Origin of the sequence: Umezawaea tangerina, assembly GCF_003002815.1 — a bacterium.
Lineage (GTDB): Bacteria > Actinomycetota > Actinomycetes > Mycobacteriales > Pseudonocardiaceae > Umezawaea > Umezawaea tangerina.
Genome location: NZ_PVTF01000004.1, coordinates 672387 through 687181 on the forward strand (window position 1 = coordinate 672387; position 14795 = coordinate 687181).

Sequence of the window (14795 nt, forward strand, 5' to 3'; positions counted from 1 at the left end):
GTCAGATCCCTTCCAACTGCGGGACGCGCTGGATGAGCGGACCGCCCTGGGCCGCGTCGCGCGCGACCTCGTAGGCGGCGGCGACCCGGTACATGCGGTGGTCCTGGAGCGCGGGAGCCATGATCTGCAGGCCGACGGGCAGACCGTCGTCCGCGGACAGTCCACTCGGGACGCTCATGGCCGCGTTGCCCGCCAGGTTCGACGGGATGGTGCAGAGGTCGGCCTTGTACATGGCCATCGGGTCGTCGACCCGCTCGCCGATCTTGAACGCGGTGGTCGGCGTGGTCGGCGAGACCAGCACGTCGACGGTCGCGAACGCGGCGTCGAAGTCGCGCGCGATGAGCGTGCGGACCTTCTGCGCCGAGCCGTAGTAGGCGTCGTAGTAGCCGGACGACAGCGCGTACGTGCCGATCATGATGCGGCGCTTGACCTCGGCGCCGAACCCGGCGTCCCTGGTCAGCGCCATGACCTCCTCGGCACCGTGGGTGCCGTCGTCGCCGACGCGCAGGCCGTAGCGCATCGCGTCGAAGCGGGCCAGGTTGGACGAGGCCTCGCTGGGCGCGATCAGGTAGTAGGCGGGCATCGCGTAGTCGAAGCTCGGGCAGGAGACCTGCACGACCTCGGCGCCGAGCTGCCGCAGCTGCTCGACGGCGGCCTCGAACGACGCCAGCACACCGGGCTGGTAGCCCTCGCCGCTGAACTGCGACACGACGCCGACGCGGACGCCGCTCAGGTCGCCGGAGGCGCCTTCGCGGGCCGCGGCCACGACCGGCGGGACCGGCGCGTCGATGGACGTGGAGTCCATGTTGTCGTAGCCCGCGATGACCTCGTGCAGCAGCGCCGCGTCGAGGACCGTGCGGGCGCACGGCCCGGCCTGGTCCAACGAGGACGAGAACGCCACGAGACCGTAACGCGACACGGAGCCGTAGGTCGGCTTGACGCCGACCGTCCCGGTGACCGAGCCGGGCTGGCGGATGGACCCGCCGGTGTCGGTGCCGATGGCCAGCGGCGCCTCGAACGCGGCCAGCGCCGCGGAGGAGCCACCGCCCGAGCCGCCGGGGATGCGGTCCAGGTCCCACGGGTTGTGGGTGGGGCCGTAGGCGGAGTTCTCGGTCGACGAGCCCATGGCGAACTCGTCCATGTTCGTCTTGCCGAGGATGACGACGCCCGCCTCGCGCAGCCTGCGCGTCACGGTCGAGTCGTACGGCGAGTGCCAGCCCTCGAGGATCTTCGACCCGCACGTGGTCGGCATGCCCTCGGCGACGAGGACGTCCTTGAGCGCCAGCGGGACGCCCGCCAGCGGCGAGGCCACCGGGCGACCGGCGGCGACGTCGTCGTCCACCTTCTTGGCCGCGGCGAGCGCGCCGTCGGTGTCGACGTGCAGGAACGCGTTGACACCCTTGTCGACCGAGGAGATGCGGTCGAGGTGCGCCTGGGCGACCTCGACCGCCGACACCTCGCCGCCGTGGATCTTGGCGGCCAGCTCGGCGGCCGTGCTGCGGATCAGGCTCATGCTTCCTCACCCAGGATTCGGGGCACGCGGAAGCGGCCGTCCTCGGCGGCGGGGGCGCCCGCGAGCGTCTTGGCCTGGCCGAGGCTCGGGCGCACCACGTCCTCGCGGAACACGTTGGTCAGCGGAACGGCGTGCGAGGTCGGTGGGATGTCGGCGGTGGCGATGTCGCCCACCGCGGACACCGACTGCAGGATGACGTCGAGCTGACCGGCGAACAGGTCGAGCTCGTCGTCGGTGACGGCCAGCCTGGCCAGCCTGGCCAGGTGCGCGACCTCGTCGCGGGAGATGCTGGGCACCTCGTCAACCCCCGTGGGTCGGTAGTCGGATTCGTGGACTTCCCGAGTCTATGGCGAGGTCAGCACCGGCTTCGACCGGGTTGCCGGGCGCCTGCTCACGGGCGGTGCGCGATTTTACCGGGGCGCAACTGTCGGAGGAGAGTCGGAAAGCGATAGTTCGTCTGCGAGAATCACCGGTCGGCGATGCGGTCACGTGGCACGTACCGCTTACCGATACCGCTCGGGTGATCATCTCCCGCGCATGAGCATGGAGGCGTTCACCGTGTCCTTCCTGATCCGGGTCCAACTCCCGGACCGTCCCGGCACCCTCGGCGCGGTCGCTTCGGCGCTCGGCGAGATCGGGGCAGACATCCTCAGCGTGGACGTGGTGGAACGCGGCGGCGGCGTGGCGATCGACGACCTCGTGGTCGAGCTCCCCTCCGGGCGGCTCCCCGACGTGCTCATCACCGCCGCCGAGTCGATCGACGGTGTCGAGGTGGACGCGGTGCGCCCGTACGCGGGCGTGCTCGACACGCACCGCGAGCTGGAGCTCGTCGAGGAGGTCGCGGAGGAGCCGTCCAAGGGTCTCGCGGTCTTCACCGAGGGCGTTCCGAAGATCATCCGCGCGGGCTGGGCCGTCGTGCTCGGCCACGACGCGAAGGGCGTGCACCGGATCACCGCCAGCTCGGCGGCCCCGGAGACCCGCATGACCAACCCGCCGTGGTTCCCGCTCCAGCGCGCCACCGTCCTGGACGGCGAGGAGGACTGGGTGCCGGAGACGTGGCAGGAGCTGGGCACGGAGCTGGCCGCCACGCCGCTGGGCAAGCCGGACCGCGTGCTGCTCGTCGGCAGGCCCGGTGGGCCGATGTTCCGCGCCGCCGAGGTCGCCAGGCTCGCGCACCTGGCCGGGATCGTGTCGGTCGTGCTGCCGGATTGACCCTGACACCGTGTGAGGCCGTTGACTCGGGGGCGTCATGTTCAGCATCGGGGACTTCGCCAAGCACGGTCGCGTGTCGGTGCGCATGCTGCGCCACTACGACGAGATCGGGCTGCTCAGACCCGCCCACGTCGACCCGTTCACCGGCTACCGCTCCTACGAGGGCGCGCAGCTGGCCCGGCTCAACCGGGTCATCGCGCTCAAGGACCTCGGGCTCACCCTCGCGCAGGTCGGGGAGATCATCGACGAGAAGGTGGGCGTCGAGGCGCTGCGCGGGATGCTGCGGCTGCGGCGGGCCGAGCTGGAGGCCTCGATCGAGGCCGACCGCACGCGGCTGACCAGGGTCGAGGCGAGGCTCCGGACCATCGAGAGCGAGGGGCTCATGCCCACCGAAGACGTCGTGGTGAAGAGCGTTCCGGCCGTGCGGGTGGCCGAGCTCAGCGGGATGGCGGGCGGTTTCGACCCGGAGCACATCAGCCCGGTGATCGGACCGCTGTACGAGGAGCTGCTCCGCAGGCTGGAGGCCGTGGGCGCGGCGCCGACCGGGTGGGGGATCGCCTACTACGACCAGACCGACGACGGTGTCCTCGTGCACGCCGGACTCCCCGTCGGCGCCTCCGTGACGGGCGACTTCGACGTCGTCGACCTGCCCGCCGTGGCGGAGATGGCGACCATCGTCCACCGCGGCCCGATGGACTCCGTCATGCCGTCCGTGCAGGCCCTCGCCCGGTGGATCGACGCCAACGGCCACCGGTCGACCGGCCCGTCCCGCGAGCTGTACCTCGACTGCCCGGCCGACCGGGCCCAGTGGGTGACCGAACTGCAGGAACCGATCGGTCCGGCGTGACGGGTGGTCAACGCGAACCCGATGAGCGCCGGACCCGGACGACGTGACCCACTGGGGTCGCGCTGGTCACCGGGGTGGCCGGCGCGGGTGGATGGCGTGGATGGCGTGGCCGACCGGGCTCGCGGGGCAGGTGGGCGCGTGACCGGCGGGGCAGGGGGCCGCGTGACCAGCGGTCAACGCGGGCCGAGTGAGCGCAGGACGCGGATGGCGTAGCCGACCAGGTCGGCGTTGTCGGTGGCCGGGGTGCCGTCCGGGCGGAGCAGGGTGTCCTCCAGGCCGATCCGCGCGTCCAGCTCCAACCGGGCCGCGTAGGCGAGGACCGGCCAGGTCGTCGTGTCCTCGCCGTGCAGCAGCACCGGCGGGCCCAGCGGTTCCAGGAGCCGCAGCAGCGCCTCCGCCTCGGGCACCGGGTCGGCTCCCGGCCGCACCTCGGCCAGGACCCGCCTGGTGCCCGGCGGCACGCCGTGCGCGACCAGCGCACGCGCGGCCGTCGCGTGGAACACACCCAGCTCGATCCCGATGCCCGCCCCGTCCAGCGCCGCGCACACCTCCACCCACCCGGCCTCGTGCACGTTCACCGACGCCACGTCCGGCCGCCCCGCCGCCAACCCCGCCCAACCAGCGACCAGCTCCGCCCGCCGCCCCGGATCCCCCTGGATCCACGCCCCCGTCGTCACCCCGATCTCCACCCCCGGCACCGCCGCCCGCACCACCGCCACCGCCGTCGCGACCTCCGGCCCCGCCAACACCTCCAACCCCACCAGGTCCCTCGGATGCAGGTGCAGGCTCGTCACACCCAGCCCCACCACGGCCACGGCGTCCTCGGCGAGCTGGGCGGGGGAGACCGGCAACGCCGGGTGACCGCCGACGGGTCGGCCACCGTTCAGGCAGGCTTGCAGCACCCACCCACGTAACCACAGGCCGGTCAGAGGTTCCATTCGCAGGCGAGCGACTTCAGCAGCTCCCGCTGGCGGACCTGCAGCACCTCGGGAGTCCACGCGGAGTGGTTGAGGACCTCCACCGTGACCGTGAAGTTCGCGACCCCCAGGCCACCCCGGAAGTACTTCTCCTTCTTGTCGACGAAGTCGTAGTTCGACGCCTGGGAGTTCTTGGCGCGGTTGAGCAGCACCAGGTTGGCGATGCGGTGCGTCCAGTCCAGCCGGTCGGCGTTGGTGAAGTCCTCGAGCCACCGCGACCCCGGCTTGGGGCTCTGCGGCAGCACGTGCTCGACGGTGACCAGCGGGACGTCGTAAGTCGCCCCGGACCCGTTCGCGGACACCTCGTCCAGCCTGAGCAGGACGTACTTGCGGATCTTGGTGACCAGGTAGAGGTTGCCGTCGAGCTGGGCGAGGGTGTCGGCCCGCTCGTCCGGGCCGAGCTCGAACGACGGCGACTCCAGGCCCTTCCCGTTCGCCAGGTCGTGCAGCAGCGCCGCGTACCTGCTCACCCTGGGTGTCGTGTAGATCCGCCGGATGAACATGCTCGCGGCCAGCCGTTCGAGCGCCCGGAAGAACCCGTCCAGCCACAGCGGGTCGTCGCCGTGGTGGCGCAGGGCCCACAGGGCTGGTGGCACCCAGTCGTTGTTGTCGATCTGGGCCAGCCGCCTGAACCACGCGTTCACCTTGTCTGCTCCGGAGATCGCGCTGTAGCGGAAGTCCCGGATCCGGGCGTAGGCGTCCGCGTAGGGCACGACCACGTCGTCGACGAACTCGGCGGCCCGGTGCGGCAGGTACTTCGAGAGGACCTGCTCCGGGAACTCCTTGAGCAGGACGACCTTCGCCCGTTCCTTCACGAAGACCATGCGCAGGTGGAGGAAGAGGTCGGCGAAGCTGTCCCGGCCGAGCGCGACCTCCGCGTCCTCCCACTTGGCCGCGTAGTCGGCGTTCAGACCACCGATGACGTCGGCCTTGAAGATGTCGGCGGGCGACAGGTCGAGTCCCCTGGCGTTCATCACGCTGAAGATCCGGTGCGCGCTGTCCAGCGTCGGCGTGCAGACCACGACGAGGAAGGTGCGGCTGCCGATCATGGTCATCAGCGCTTGGCGGCGCTCGGCGCTCCACTTGGCCAGGGTCGCGTGCAGCGACCTGGTGTTCGCCACGATCGACTTCTGGGCGTCGGTCCCGCACGAGTCGGGCTTGAGCCCTAGCAGGCCCGTGATCGCGCCCGAGTTCTGCACGTGCTTCCGGAAGAACTCCGCGTCCTTCACCCGCAACGCGAGCCGCGGCTTCGCGGGCCGCCCCAGGATCGGGTTGCCCTTCTCGACGACCATGTCCTCCAGCGCACCCCGCAGCACCGCGTCCTCCGTCAGGTCGCGCAGCACGGCGAGCAGGATCGTCAGGGTGGTGAGGCGCTGCTGGCCGTCGATCACCATGGCGTCGACGGAGCCCTTGGCCTTGACGAGCACCACCGAGCCGAGGAAGTAGGGCTCGTCGCTGTTGCGGTCCAGCGCCTCAGAGAGGTCCTGCAGCAGCTGGTCGGCCTGCTCCGGCTCCCACGCGTAGGGCCGCTGGTAGTCGGGGATGCGGAAGTCGAACTCCCCGCCGAACACCTGGTGCAAGGCCATCTCGTGGGCTTCGAGTTGCTGCATACCGGGGCATCGGTGATCTTGTGACCGTCGTTACGCGCTGCGGTTCTCGCGCGCAGCGGTGAGAATCGGCGCGATCAACCGCTCGCCGACCTTGGAGGACGTGGACGATGGCCGTTTCCGTGAACCTGGACTCGCTGCTGGACAAGGCGTACGAGAACAAGGCGTTGACCGAGATCCTGGACGCGCCGGTGGCGGCGTTGTCCGGGGTGAGCGAGGGTGACGCCGAGAAGCTGAAGGCGGCGTTCAACATCAAGACGGTGCGGGACCTGGGTACGAACAAGTACTTCCGGGCGGCCGTGACGCTGCTGGACCTGGAGAAGAACTCGGGCTGACGAAGGCCGACGAAGGCCGACAGGGGCTCGCACGGGGTGGCCGGCGGCGGAAGTCCTGCGAGGGGTTCCGGTGCTGGTCAGCTCGTGGGCCCGTCGGTGTGCGGCGAGGGGTGGGGATCGTGTACCCGAACCACGCTTGTGGGTGAACCGGGCGGTCGTAGTTGAATAACGATCATGCCGACGCTCACCACCGAGATGCTTCAGCACAAAGCGGGCGCCAAGTCGTTCTGGCGCGGGCTGGGCTACCGCGACTCGGTGGTCGAGCTGCGGGTGCTGCGGCGGCACGTGTCGGCGAAGGTCCTGGGCGCGGACGAGTACGCGGTGGAGCTGGCGTGGCGGGAGAGCCAGCTGGCGGGTGAGTGCTCGTGCCCGTACGGCGAGCAGGGGTTCTTCTGCAAGCACCTGGTCGCGGTCGGCCTGGTGCTGCTGGACCGGGGGCACGCGGTGCCGCCCGCCGACGCGGAGGACGTGGAGCTGCGCCTGCACCTGCGGACGCTGCCGCACGAGCAGCTCGTGGACCTGCTCTACCAGCAGGCGGGCCGCGACCGGACGCTCTACGAACGCATCTACGGGTCAGCGGAGGCCGGAGAGGCCGGCCATGGCGTCGAGGAACGCGGGCATGTCCGCTAGCTCCTCCGGGTCGTAGCCCTCGATCCGCCGCTCGGCGTCCTCGGTCAGCTCGGCCAGCCGCTCGCCCAGGTCGTCGTGGGACACGACGATGACCGAGTCGCTGTAGTGCTCGTCGACGCCGATCGACAGGTCGACGAACACGTCACCCGGCGCCAGCACCGACGACAGCTCCGGCCGGGTCTGCGTGCGCAGCGCGTGGACCAGCCGTTCCCGGTCCTCGACGGCGAACACGGTCACCTCCGCGGTGGCGTCGCCGAGCGTGGCGCGGAGCATGGCGACGAGGTCGGACGGCTCGCGCAGGTCGAACAGCCCGGCCTGCGCGGCGTGCTCCTGCTGCCACGGCGTCGGCTCCGGCCGGAACGGCACGCAGGCCCGCCCCGGCACGAAACCCCTGTCCCGCCCCTCCAGGTCCGGCGCGGCGGCGTCCACGTCGTACTCCCACTCCACGAACGTCGGCTCCTGCCCGACCAGCGCCGCCGCCTCGTCGCGGTAGTAGGCGGGCAGCGCGACCCGGTGCCGCCCCTCGGTCAGCCGCCACACCAGTCCGAGGTAGACGGCGACCTCCTCGCAGTTGCAGTTGTTGACCGCGTACTCGGTCATCGGCGTGCGGGCCATCAGCACGCCGTTGTCCGCCCACTCCTCGAACAGCCCGGCCCACGGGTCGTCGATCGGCAGGTCTTCGCCGGGGAGGTAGGCGTAGCGGTGGAGACCGCCCAGTCGATCGCTCTCGAACCGGATCACCCCACCGATCCTAGAGGTCGCTCACCTGTTGGAGATCAACACGACCGCCTCCCGCGGGCCCCGGACCAGGCGGTCCACACGCTGACCTCGCGGGTCACCACGAGCGTGGGCCCGAGCACGCCGTGGCGCGGATACCCGCCGCCACGGCGCACCGATCGGTCCCGCCGGCTACAGGTCGAGGCTGAACGCGAACGCCAGCAGCTTGAGCTCCGGCACCGGCTGCCAGTCGCGTTCCGGGATCCGCTGGAAGCCCAGCCGCCCGTACAGCCGGTGCGCGGACGACATGACCTCCGAGCTGCTCATCACCACCCGGCCCACGCCCAGCTCGCGGGCACGGGTGATCACCGCGCGCACGAGCGCCTCGCCGACGCCGCGGCCGCGCGCGGCGCTGTCCACGGCGAGCATGCGGAACTCCAGCTCGCCCGGCTTGGACACCTCGGACCACCGGGTGCCGGGGCGGACCACCGTGACCGTGCCCAGCAGGGAGTCCTCGACGTCGACGGCGACCAGCAGCTCGGCCTCCCTGGCCCGCGCCGCGCCGTCGCCCAGCTGGTCGGCGTAGCCGCCCGCGTGGTTGTCGATGTACCCGTCCGCGAGGTAGGCCGCCACGGTGATCTTCCCGGCGGCCTCCCACTCGTGCTCGTGCGCGGCCCTGACGAAGACGTCAGCCATCTGTTTCCCCTCCGCCGACCGTCGCGACCTCGACCGCGGCGTCGGGGCCGTCGTCGAGCAGCACCCGGAACCCGGCCTCGTCCAGCACGGGGACCTTGAGCTGGACGGCCTTGTCGTACTTGGACCCCGGCGCGTCCCCGACCACCACGAACGCCGTCTTCTTCGACACCGACCCGGCCGCCTTCCCTCCCCTGGACAGGATGGCTTCTTTCGCCTCGTCGCGCGAGAACGTCTCCAGCGAGCCGGTGACCACGATGGACAGGCCCTCCAGGTTGCGGGGGACGCCCGCGTCGCGGGTCTCCTCCATCCGGACGCCCGCGGCCCGCCACTTCGCCACGATCCCCTGCCGCCACGGGGTGTCCACCCACTCGCGGACGGCCAGCGCGATCGTCGGCCCGACGCCCTCGGCGGCCGCCAGCTCCTCCTCGGTCGCCGCGACGATCCGGTCGATCGACCCGAACTCCCGTGCGAGCGCCCGCGAGGCGGTGGGGCCGACGTGCCGGATCGAGAACGAGACGATGATCCTCCACAGAGGACGCTGCTTGGCGGCCTCCAGGTTGTCCAGCAGCTTGACCGCGTTCGCCGTCAGCTCGACGGCGTCCGCGGGCAGGTCGGAGTTCTTGGTGTGCTTCACGGGTTTGCGGAACATCTCGACGCCGAGCAGCTGGTCGGCGTCCAGGTCGAACAGGTCGCCCTCGTCGGAGTAGGCGTCCGAGTCGGCCAGCGCCACCGCGGCCTCGTAGCCGAGCACCTCGATGTCCAGCGCGGACCGGCTGCCCAGGTACGCCAGCCGCTCCCGGAGCTGGCCGGGGCAGCACTGGACGTTGGGGCAGCGGATGTCGACGTCGCCCTCCTTCATCGGGCGCAGCTCCCAGCCGCACTCGGGGCAGGCGACCGGCATCACGAACGGGTGCGCGTCGGCGGGCCGGACGTCGATCACCGGCCCGAGCACCTCGGGGATCACGTCACCGGCCTTGCGGATGACGATCCGGTCGCCGATCCACACGCCCTTGCGCTCGACCTCGCTCGCGTTGTGCAGCGTGGCCCGCGCGACCGTCGACCCGGCGACCTTCACCGGCTCCATCACGGCGTACGGGGTGACCCGCCCGGTGCGCCCGACCTGCACCTGGATGTCCAGCAGCGTCGTCGTCGCCTCCTCGGGCGGGTACTTGTAGGCGATGGCCCACCGCGGCGCCCGCGACGTCGTCCCCAGGCGGCGCTGCAACGGCACCTCGTCGACCTTGATGACGATCCCGTCGATCTCGTGCCGGGCGTCGTGCCGGTGCGCGCCCCAGTGCTCGACGTGCTTGGCCACCTCGTCGTAGGAGTCGAGGACGACGGTGTGCTCGGACACCGGCAGCCCCCACGCCTGGAGGGCCTCGTACGACTCGGACTGGCGCGACGGCTCGAACCCCTCGCGCTTGCCGATGCCGTGGCAGATCAGCTGCAACGGCCTGCCCGCGGTGATCTTCGGGTCCTTCTGCCGCAACGAGCCCGCGGCGGTGTTGCGCGGATTCGCGTACGGCGGCTTGCCCGCCTCGACGAGCTTCGCGTTCAGCTCCGCGAACCCCTCGACCGGCATGAACACCTCGCCGCGCACCTCGACCAGCGCCGGGACGGGGTACCGGTCGGTGCCCTTGAGCACCTGCGGCACGTCGTCCATGGTCCGCACGTTCAGCGTGACGTCCTCGCCCGTGCGGCCGTCGCCCCTGGTCAGGGCCCGGACGAGCTTGCCGTCCTGGTAGAGCAGGTTGATCGCGAGGCCGTCGATCTTCAGCTCGCACAGGTAGTGCGCGGTGCCGGAGACCTCCTTGTCCGCCCGCTCGAACCACGCCTTCAGCTCGTCGAGGTCGAACACGTTGTCGAGGCTGAGCATCCGCTCCAGGTGGTCGACGGCGGTGAACTCCGTCGAGAACGTCCCGCCCACCCGCTGCGACGGCGACTCGGGCGTGACCAGCGAGGGGTGCGCCTCCTCGATGGCCTCCAGCTCCTTGAGCAGCGCGTCGAACTCGCCGTCGGTGACGGTGGGTGAGTCCTTCACGTAGTAGCGGAACTGGTGGCCCAGCAGCTCCTCGGCGAGGGCGGCGTGCCGCTCGCGGACGTCGGCGGGCACGTCCTCGACGCCTTCCACCTCGACGACACCGTCCGTCGTCGGACCGGCAGCCCCGCCGCCGGCGGGGTCGAGCTCATCGTTCCTGGTCACGTCGCCAGCCTAACGACGACCACCGACATTTCCAGAGCTACTCCCCCGGTGGAGGGGGTTCGTCGGCCCCTGCCAGGGTCCGGACCAGGTGTCGCAGTTCCAGCAGGTCGATCGTGTCCGACGGCTCGTTCTCCGCCGTCTCCACCCGTCCGAGCCGTTCCCCCGCCAGCCGCTCACCCAGGGTCACGTCGAGCGGGAGGAACGTCATCGCCCGCCGCGCCTCCTCCCCCAGCTCGCCCAGCTCCGGGTGGTAGACGGCCACGTCCACCACGCCCTCGGCCTCGTCGACCTGCGCGACCACCCGGAAGTCGCCCAGCCGCAGCCGGTGGCCCGCCAGGTTCACCGTCACCTCGGTCGGGTCCGGCACCGGCGGCACCGAGTCGTGGTACTCCCAGATCATGTCCTCCGGCGGCGCCGCCTCGATCCACGCGTCCGTGTACGGCCGCAGCCGCGGGTCCTCCTGGCCGCTCACGACCAGCGCGTAGATCGCCCGGTGCCCGCGCTCCAACGAGAAGTGCAGGTCCGGGTGCACCGCCGCGACCAGGTCGCACAGCTGGTTCTCGACCCGGTGCGGCTCCCCGTCGCCCAGCGCCGCGCTCGTCGTCGGCAGCAGGTCCAGCCAGCCGACCCAGAACGCCTCCGCCGCCTCCCGCGGGTTCGGCAGGTGCACGACGGGCTCGGGTGCGGGGTCGGGGCGTCGGCGGCGGAACCAGCTCATGCCCCCATTCAACCCCCACCCCGGATCAGCGGAGGTGGGAACGCAGGAGGTCGCGGTTGAGCTGGGCGATCGTGGTCAGCGGGATGCCCTTGGGGCAGGCCGGGATGCACTCGCCCGCGTTCGTGCAGCCGCCGAACCCGAGGTCGTCGTGGGCCTGGACCATGTCCTGCGCACGGGTCCAGCGTTCCGGTTGGCCCTGGGGCAGGGAGCCGAGGTGGGTGGCCTTGGCGGCGGTGAAGAGCATCGCGGAGCCGTTGGGGCAGGCCGCGACGCAGGCGCCGCAGCCGATGCAGGCCGCGGAGGTGAACGCGGTGTCGGCGGCCTGCTTGGGCACCGGGGTGGCGTGCGCGTCGGGGGCGCTGCCGGTGGGGGCGCTGATGTAGCCGCCGGACTCGACGATGCGGTCCAGCGCGGAGCGGTCGACGACGAGGTCGCGCAGGACCGGGAACGGCTTGGCGCGCCACGGCTCCACGGTGACCGTGTCGCCGTCGCGGAAGTGCCGCAGGTGCAGCTGGCAGGCCGTGGTGGCCTTCTCCGGGCCGTGCGCGACACCGTTGATCATCAGCCCGCACATGCCGCAGATGCCCTCGCGGCAGTCGTGGTCGAACGCCACGGGCTCCTCGCCGCGCAGCACCAGCGACTCGTTGAGGACGTCGAGCATCTCCAGGAACGACATGTCCGGCGACAGGTCGTCCAGCGGGTAGGTGACGAGGGCGCCGGTCGGGCCGGACTGGCGCCAGATCCGCAGGGTCAGCTTCACTTGTAGCTCCTCGTGCTGGGTCGCACGTGCTCGAAGTCGAGTCGTTCCTTGTGCAGCACGGGTTCCGCGCCGGTGTACTCCCACGCGGCCACGTAGGCGAAGTGCTCGTCGTCGCGCAGCGCCTCGCCGTCGGGGGTCTGGCTCTCGGACCGGAAGTGGCCGCCGCAGGACTCGGTGCGGTGCAGCGCGTCCACGCACATCAGCTCGGCCAGCTCCAGGAAGTCGGCCACCCGTCCCGCCTTCTCCAGCTCCTGGTTCAGCTGCTCCCCGGTTCCGGTCACCCTGACCCGCCGCCAGAACTCCGCGCGCAGCTCCGGGATGCGGTCGAGGGCCTTGCGCAGGCCCGCCTCGTCGCGTTCCATGCCGCACTCGTCCCACATCAGCCTGCCGAGCTCCCGGTGGAACGACTCGGCCGTGCGGTCCCCCCGCACGGCCAGCAGCGCCGCCACGCGGTCCTCGACCTCGGTGGTCGTCGCCGTGAACGCCTCGAACGGCCCGTCTACCAGGTAGTCGCCGATGGTGCCGGGCAGCACGAAGTAGCCGTCCGCGAGGCCCTGCATCAACGCGCTGGCGCCCAGCCTGTTGGCGCCGTGGTCGGAGAAGTTGGCCTCGCCGATCACGAACAGGCCGGGGATGGTGCTGCGCAGGTCGTAGTCGACCCACAGCCCGCCCATCGTGTAGTGCACGGCCGGGTAGATCCGCATCGGCGCGGTGTAGGGATCCTCGCCGGTGATCCGCTGGTACATCTCGAACAGGTTGCCGTAGCGGGCTTCCACGACGTCGCGGCCGAGCCGCGCGATGGCGTCGGCGAAGTCCAGGTACACGCCCTTGCGCTCGTCGGAGATGTTCTTGGCCGCCCGCGAGGCGATGTCGCGCGGGACGAGGTTGCCGAAGCTCGGGTACATCCGCTCCAGGTAGTAGTCCCGCTCGGCCTCGGGGATGTCGTTGGGCGGGCGCGGGTCGTCCTTGACCGACGGCACCCACACCCGGCCGTCGTTGCGCAGCGACTCGCTCATCAGGGTCAGCTTCGACTGGTGCTCGCCGGAGATCGGGATGCACGTCGGGTGGATCTGGGTGAAGCACGGGTTCGCGAACAGCGCGCCCCGCCGGTGCGCCCGCCAGATCGCGGTGGTGTTGCAGCCCTTGGCGTTGGTGGACAGGTGGAACACGTTGCCGTAGCCGCCGGTCGCGAGCACGACGGCGTCGGCGGTGTGCGCGGAGACCTGCCCGGTCACCAGGTCCCGCACCACGACGCCGCGGGCGCGGCCGTCGTGCACGACCAGGTCGAGCATCTCGGTGCGCGGGTGGGAGGTGACGGTCCCGGCGGCGATCTGCCGCGCCATCGCCTGGTAGGCGCCGAGCAGGAGCTGCTGCCCGGTCTGGCCGCGGGCGTAGAACGTGCGGGACACCTGCGCCCCGCCGAACGACCGGGTGTCCAGCAGCCCTCCGTACTCGCGGGCGAACGGCACGCCCTGGGCCACGCACTGGTCGATGATCCGCACGCTCAGCTCCGCCAGCCGGTGCACGTTGGACTCGCGCGACCGGAAGTCGCCGCCCTTCACCGTGTCCTGGAACAGCCGCCGCACGCTGTCGCCGTCGTTGCGGTAGTTCTTCGCCGCGTTGATCCCGCCCTGCGCCGCGATGCTGTGCGCCCGGCGCGGGCTGTCCTGGTAGCAGAACGACGTGACCCGGTAGCCGAGCTCGCCGAGCGACGCGGCGGCCGACGCCCCCGCCAGCCCGGTGCCGACGACGATCACCGACAGCTTCCGCTTGTTGGCCGGGTTGACCAGCCGCGCGCCGAGCCGCCGCTGCTCCCAGCGGTTCTCGATCGGCCCGGACGGGGCCTTGGTGTCGGCGATCGGGGTGCCTTCGGTGTACATCAGCTCACCACTCCCAGGACGACCGCCGCGGGGACGGACAGGTAACCGGCGCAGATCGCGGTGGCGACGACCAGCGCGATGCCGCGCGGCGCCGTGACGCCGAGGCTCTGCAACGCGCTCCACGCGCCGTGCCGGATGTGCAGGCCCAGCGCCAGGACGGCGACGGTGTAGGCCAGGACGACGTACCAGAGCCGGAAGTCGGCGACGAGGTTGTTGTAGACCTCGCCCTGGACGCCGTGCGGGTTCGCGACGCCCGCCGTGAGGTCGAGCAGGTGGTAGACCACGAACAGCGCGATGACCACGCCGCCCCAGCGCATCGTGCGGGCCGCGTAGCTCTGCGGCCTGCGCCCGTGCTCGTACCCGACCGGCCGCGCCTTGCGCGCCCGGCGGGCCAGCTGGATAGCGACGACCATGTGCAGGCCCACGCAGAGCAGCAGCCCGAACCGCAGCGGCCAGACGACGCCGATCTCGCGCAGCCAGGCCGCGTAGCCGTCGATCGCGGCCGGTCCGGAGAAGATCGCCAGGTTGCCGACCATGTGGCCGACGACGAACAGCAGCAGGCCGACGCCGGTGACGGCCATGACGGCCTTCTTGCCGACCGTCGACCGGTACAGGCGGAGTGTTTGCACGTCAGCGACGCTAGGCGCGGTTTCGACGAGTCGTCCAATACATCATAAGCCTTGGTTCGATAGCCTCGGAC

At 71.3% G+C, this 14795-nt stretch carries 15 protein-coding genes; 4 read left to right on the forward strand and 11 right to left on the reverse strand.

Translation table 11 applies throughout. The features are described from left to right. Position 1 precedes the first annotated feature (1 nt). Positions 2-1513 (reverse strand): Asp-tRNA(Asn)/Glu-tRNA(Gln) amidotransferase subunit GatA, encoded by a 1512-nt coding sequence (gene gatA, locus CLV43_RS17155; RefSeq protein WP_106188148.1) that lies wholly within the window; start codon positions 1511-1513, stop codon positions 2-4. Beyond that, complete coding sequence (gatC, locus tag CLV43_RS17160; protein ID WP_106188149.1) at positions 1510-1809, reverse strand: Asp-tRNA(Asn)/Glu-tRNA(Gln) amidotransferase subunit GatC; 300 nt, start codon at positions 1807-1809, stop codon at positions 1510-1512. The genes gatA and gatC overlap by 4 nt, the downstream gene beginning before the upstream one ends. Before the next feature lie 262 nt (positions 1810-2071). On the opposite strand from gatC, the gene CLV43_RS17165 reads away from it, so the two are divergent. Together CLV43_RS17165 and CLV43_RS17170 are read left to right on the forward strand one after the other, a co-directional pair. After that, the gene (locus CLV43_RS17165; RefSeq protein WP_211304401.1) at positions 2072-2725 is read left to right on the forward strand and encodes an ACT domain-containing protein; all 654 of its coding nucleotides are present in this window, start codon (positions 2072-2074) and stop codon (positions 2723-2725) included. 37 nt (positions 2726-2762) lie between these two features. Next, complete coding sequence (locus CLV43_RS17170; RefSeq protein WP_106188150.1) at positions 2763-3572, forward strand: MerR family transcriptional regulator; 810 nt, start codon at positions 2763-2765, stop codon at positions 3570-3572. 173 nt (positions 3573-3745) lie between these two features. Here CLV43_RS17170 and CLV43_RS17175 read toward each other — a convergent pair whose 3' ends face one another. Continuing rightward, on the reverse strand, positions 3746-4474 hold the full coding sequence (locus CLV43_RS17175) for a 3-keto-5-aminohexanoate cleavage protein (RefSeq protein ID WP_211304385.1): 729 nt from the start codon (positions 4472-4474) through the stop codon (positions 3746-3748). A gap of 23 nt (positions 4475-4497) precedes the next feature. Next, on the reverse strand, positions 4498-6159 hold the full coding sequence (locus tag CLV43_RS17180) for a DUF262 domain-containing protein (RefSeq protein WP_106188152.1): 1662 nt from the start codon (positions 6157-6159) through the stop codon (positions 4498-4500). A gap of 107 nt (positions 6160-6266) precedes the next feature. On the opposite strand from CLV43_RS17180, the gene CLV43_RS17185 reads away from it, so the two are divergent. Then, positions 6267-6491 carry a hypothetical protein gene (locus CLV43_RS17185; protein WP_106188153.1) on the forward strand — a complete coding sequence of 75 codons (225 nt, stop codon included), beginning with the start codon at positions 6267-6269 and terminating at the stop codon, positions 6489-6491. A 174-nt stretch (positions 6492-6665) separates the two neighbouring features. Further along, a complete protein-coding gene (locus CLV43_RS17190) occupies positions 6666-7121 on the forward strand; it encodes an SWIM zinc finger family protein (protein ID WP_106188154.1) in 456 nt (151 codons plus the stop codon). On the opposite strand, the gene CLV43_RS17195 is transcribed toward CLV43_RS17190, so the two are convergent. The 7 genes from CLV43_RS17195 to CLV43_RS17225 all read right to left on the reverse strand — a co-directional run bounded on the left by CLV43_RS17195 (position 7065) and on the right by CLV43_RS17225 (position 14724). Further along, positions 7065-7862: a hypothetical protein gene (locus CLV43_RS17195; protein ID WP_106188155.1), complete on the reverse strand. Its 798-nt coding sequence runs from the start codon at positions 7860-7862 to the stop codon at positions 7065-7067. The two genes, CLV43_RS17190 and CLV43_RS17195, sit on opposite strands and share 57 nt — an antisense overlap. 168 nt (positions 7863-8030) lie before the next feature. After that, positions 8031-8534 (reverse strand): GNAT family N-acetyltransferase, encoded by a 504-nt coding sequence (locus tag CLV43_RS17200; RefSeq protein ID WP_106188156.1) that lies wholly within the window; start codon positions 8532-8534, stop codon positions 8031-8033. After that, the gene (gene ligA / locus CLV43_RS17205) at positions 8527-10737 is read right to left on the reverse strand and encodes an NAD-dependent DNA ligase LigA (RefSeq protein ID WP_106188157.1); all 2211 of its coding nucleotides are present in this window, start codon (positions 10735-10737) and stop codon (positions 8527-8529) included. The genes CLV43_RS17200 and ligA overlap by 8 nt, the downstream gene beginning before the upstream one ends. Before the next feature lie 37 nt (positions 10738-10774). Further along, entirely contained in the window at positions 10775-11455 is a 681-nt protein-coding gene (locus tag CLV43_RS17210; RefSeq protein ID WP_106188158.1) for a type II toxin-antitoxin system RelE family toxin, read from the reverse strand. Between the two features lie 25 nt (positions 11456-11480). Continuing rightward, the gene (locus CLV43_RS17215; protein ID WP_106188159.1) at positions 11481-12215 is read right to left on the reverse strand and encodes a succinate dehydrogenase/fumarate reductase iron-sulfur subunit; all 735 of its coding nucleotides are present in this window, start codon (positions 12213-12215) and stop codon (positions 11481-11483) included. Continuing rightward, on the reverse strand, positions 12212-14095 hold the full coding sequence (locus tag CLV43_RS17220; protein WP_106188160.1) for a fumarate reductase/succinate dehydrogenase flavoprotein subunit: 1884 nt from the start codon (positions 14093-14095) through the stop codon (positions 12212-12214). The genes CLV43_RS17215 and CLV43_RS17220 overlap by 4 nt, the downstream gene beginning before the upstream one ends. Further along, positions 14095-14724 carry a succinate dehydrogenase cytochrome b subunit gene (locus tag CLV43_RS17225; RefSeq protein ID WP_281262164.1) on the reverse strand — a complete coding sequence of 210 codons (630 nt, stop codon included), beginning with the start codon at positions 14722-14724 and terminating at the stop codon, positions 14095-14097. The genes CLV43_RS17220 and CLV43_RS17225 overlap by 1 nt, the downstream gene beginning before the upstream one ends. Between the last annotated feature and the right edge of the window lie 71 nt (positions 14725-14795).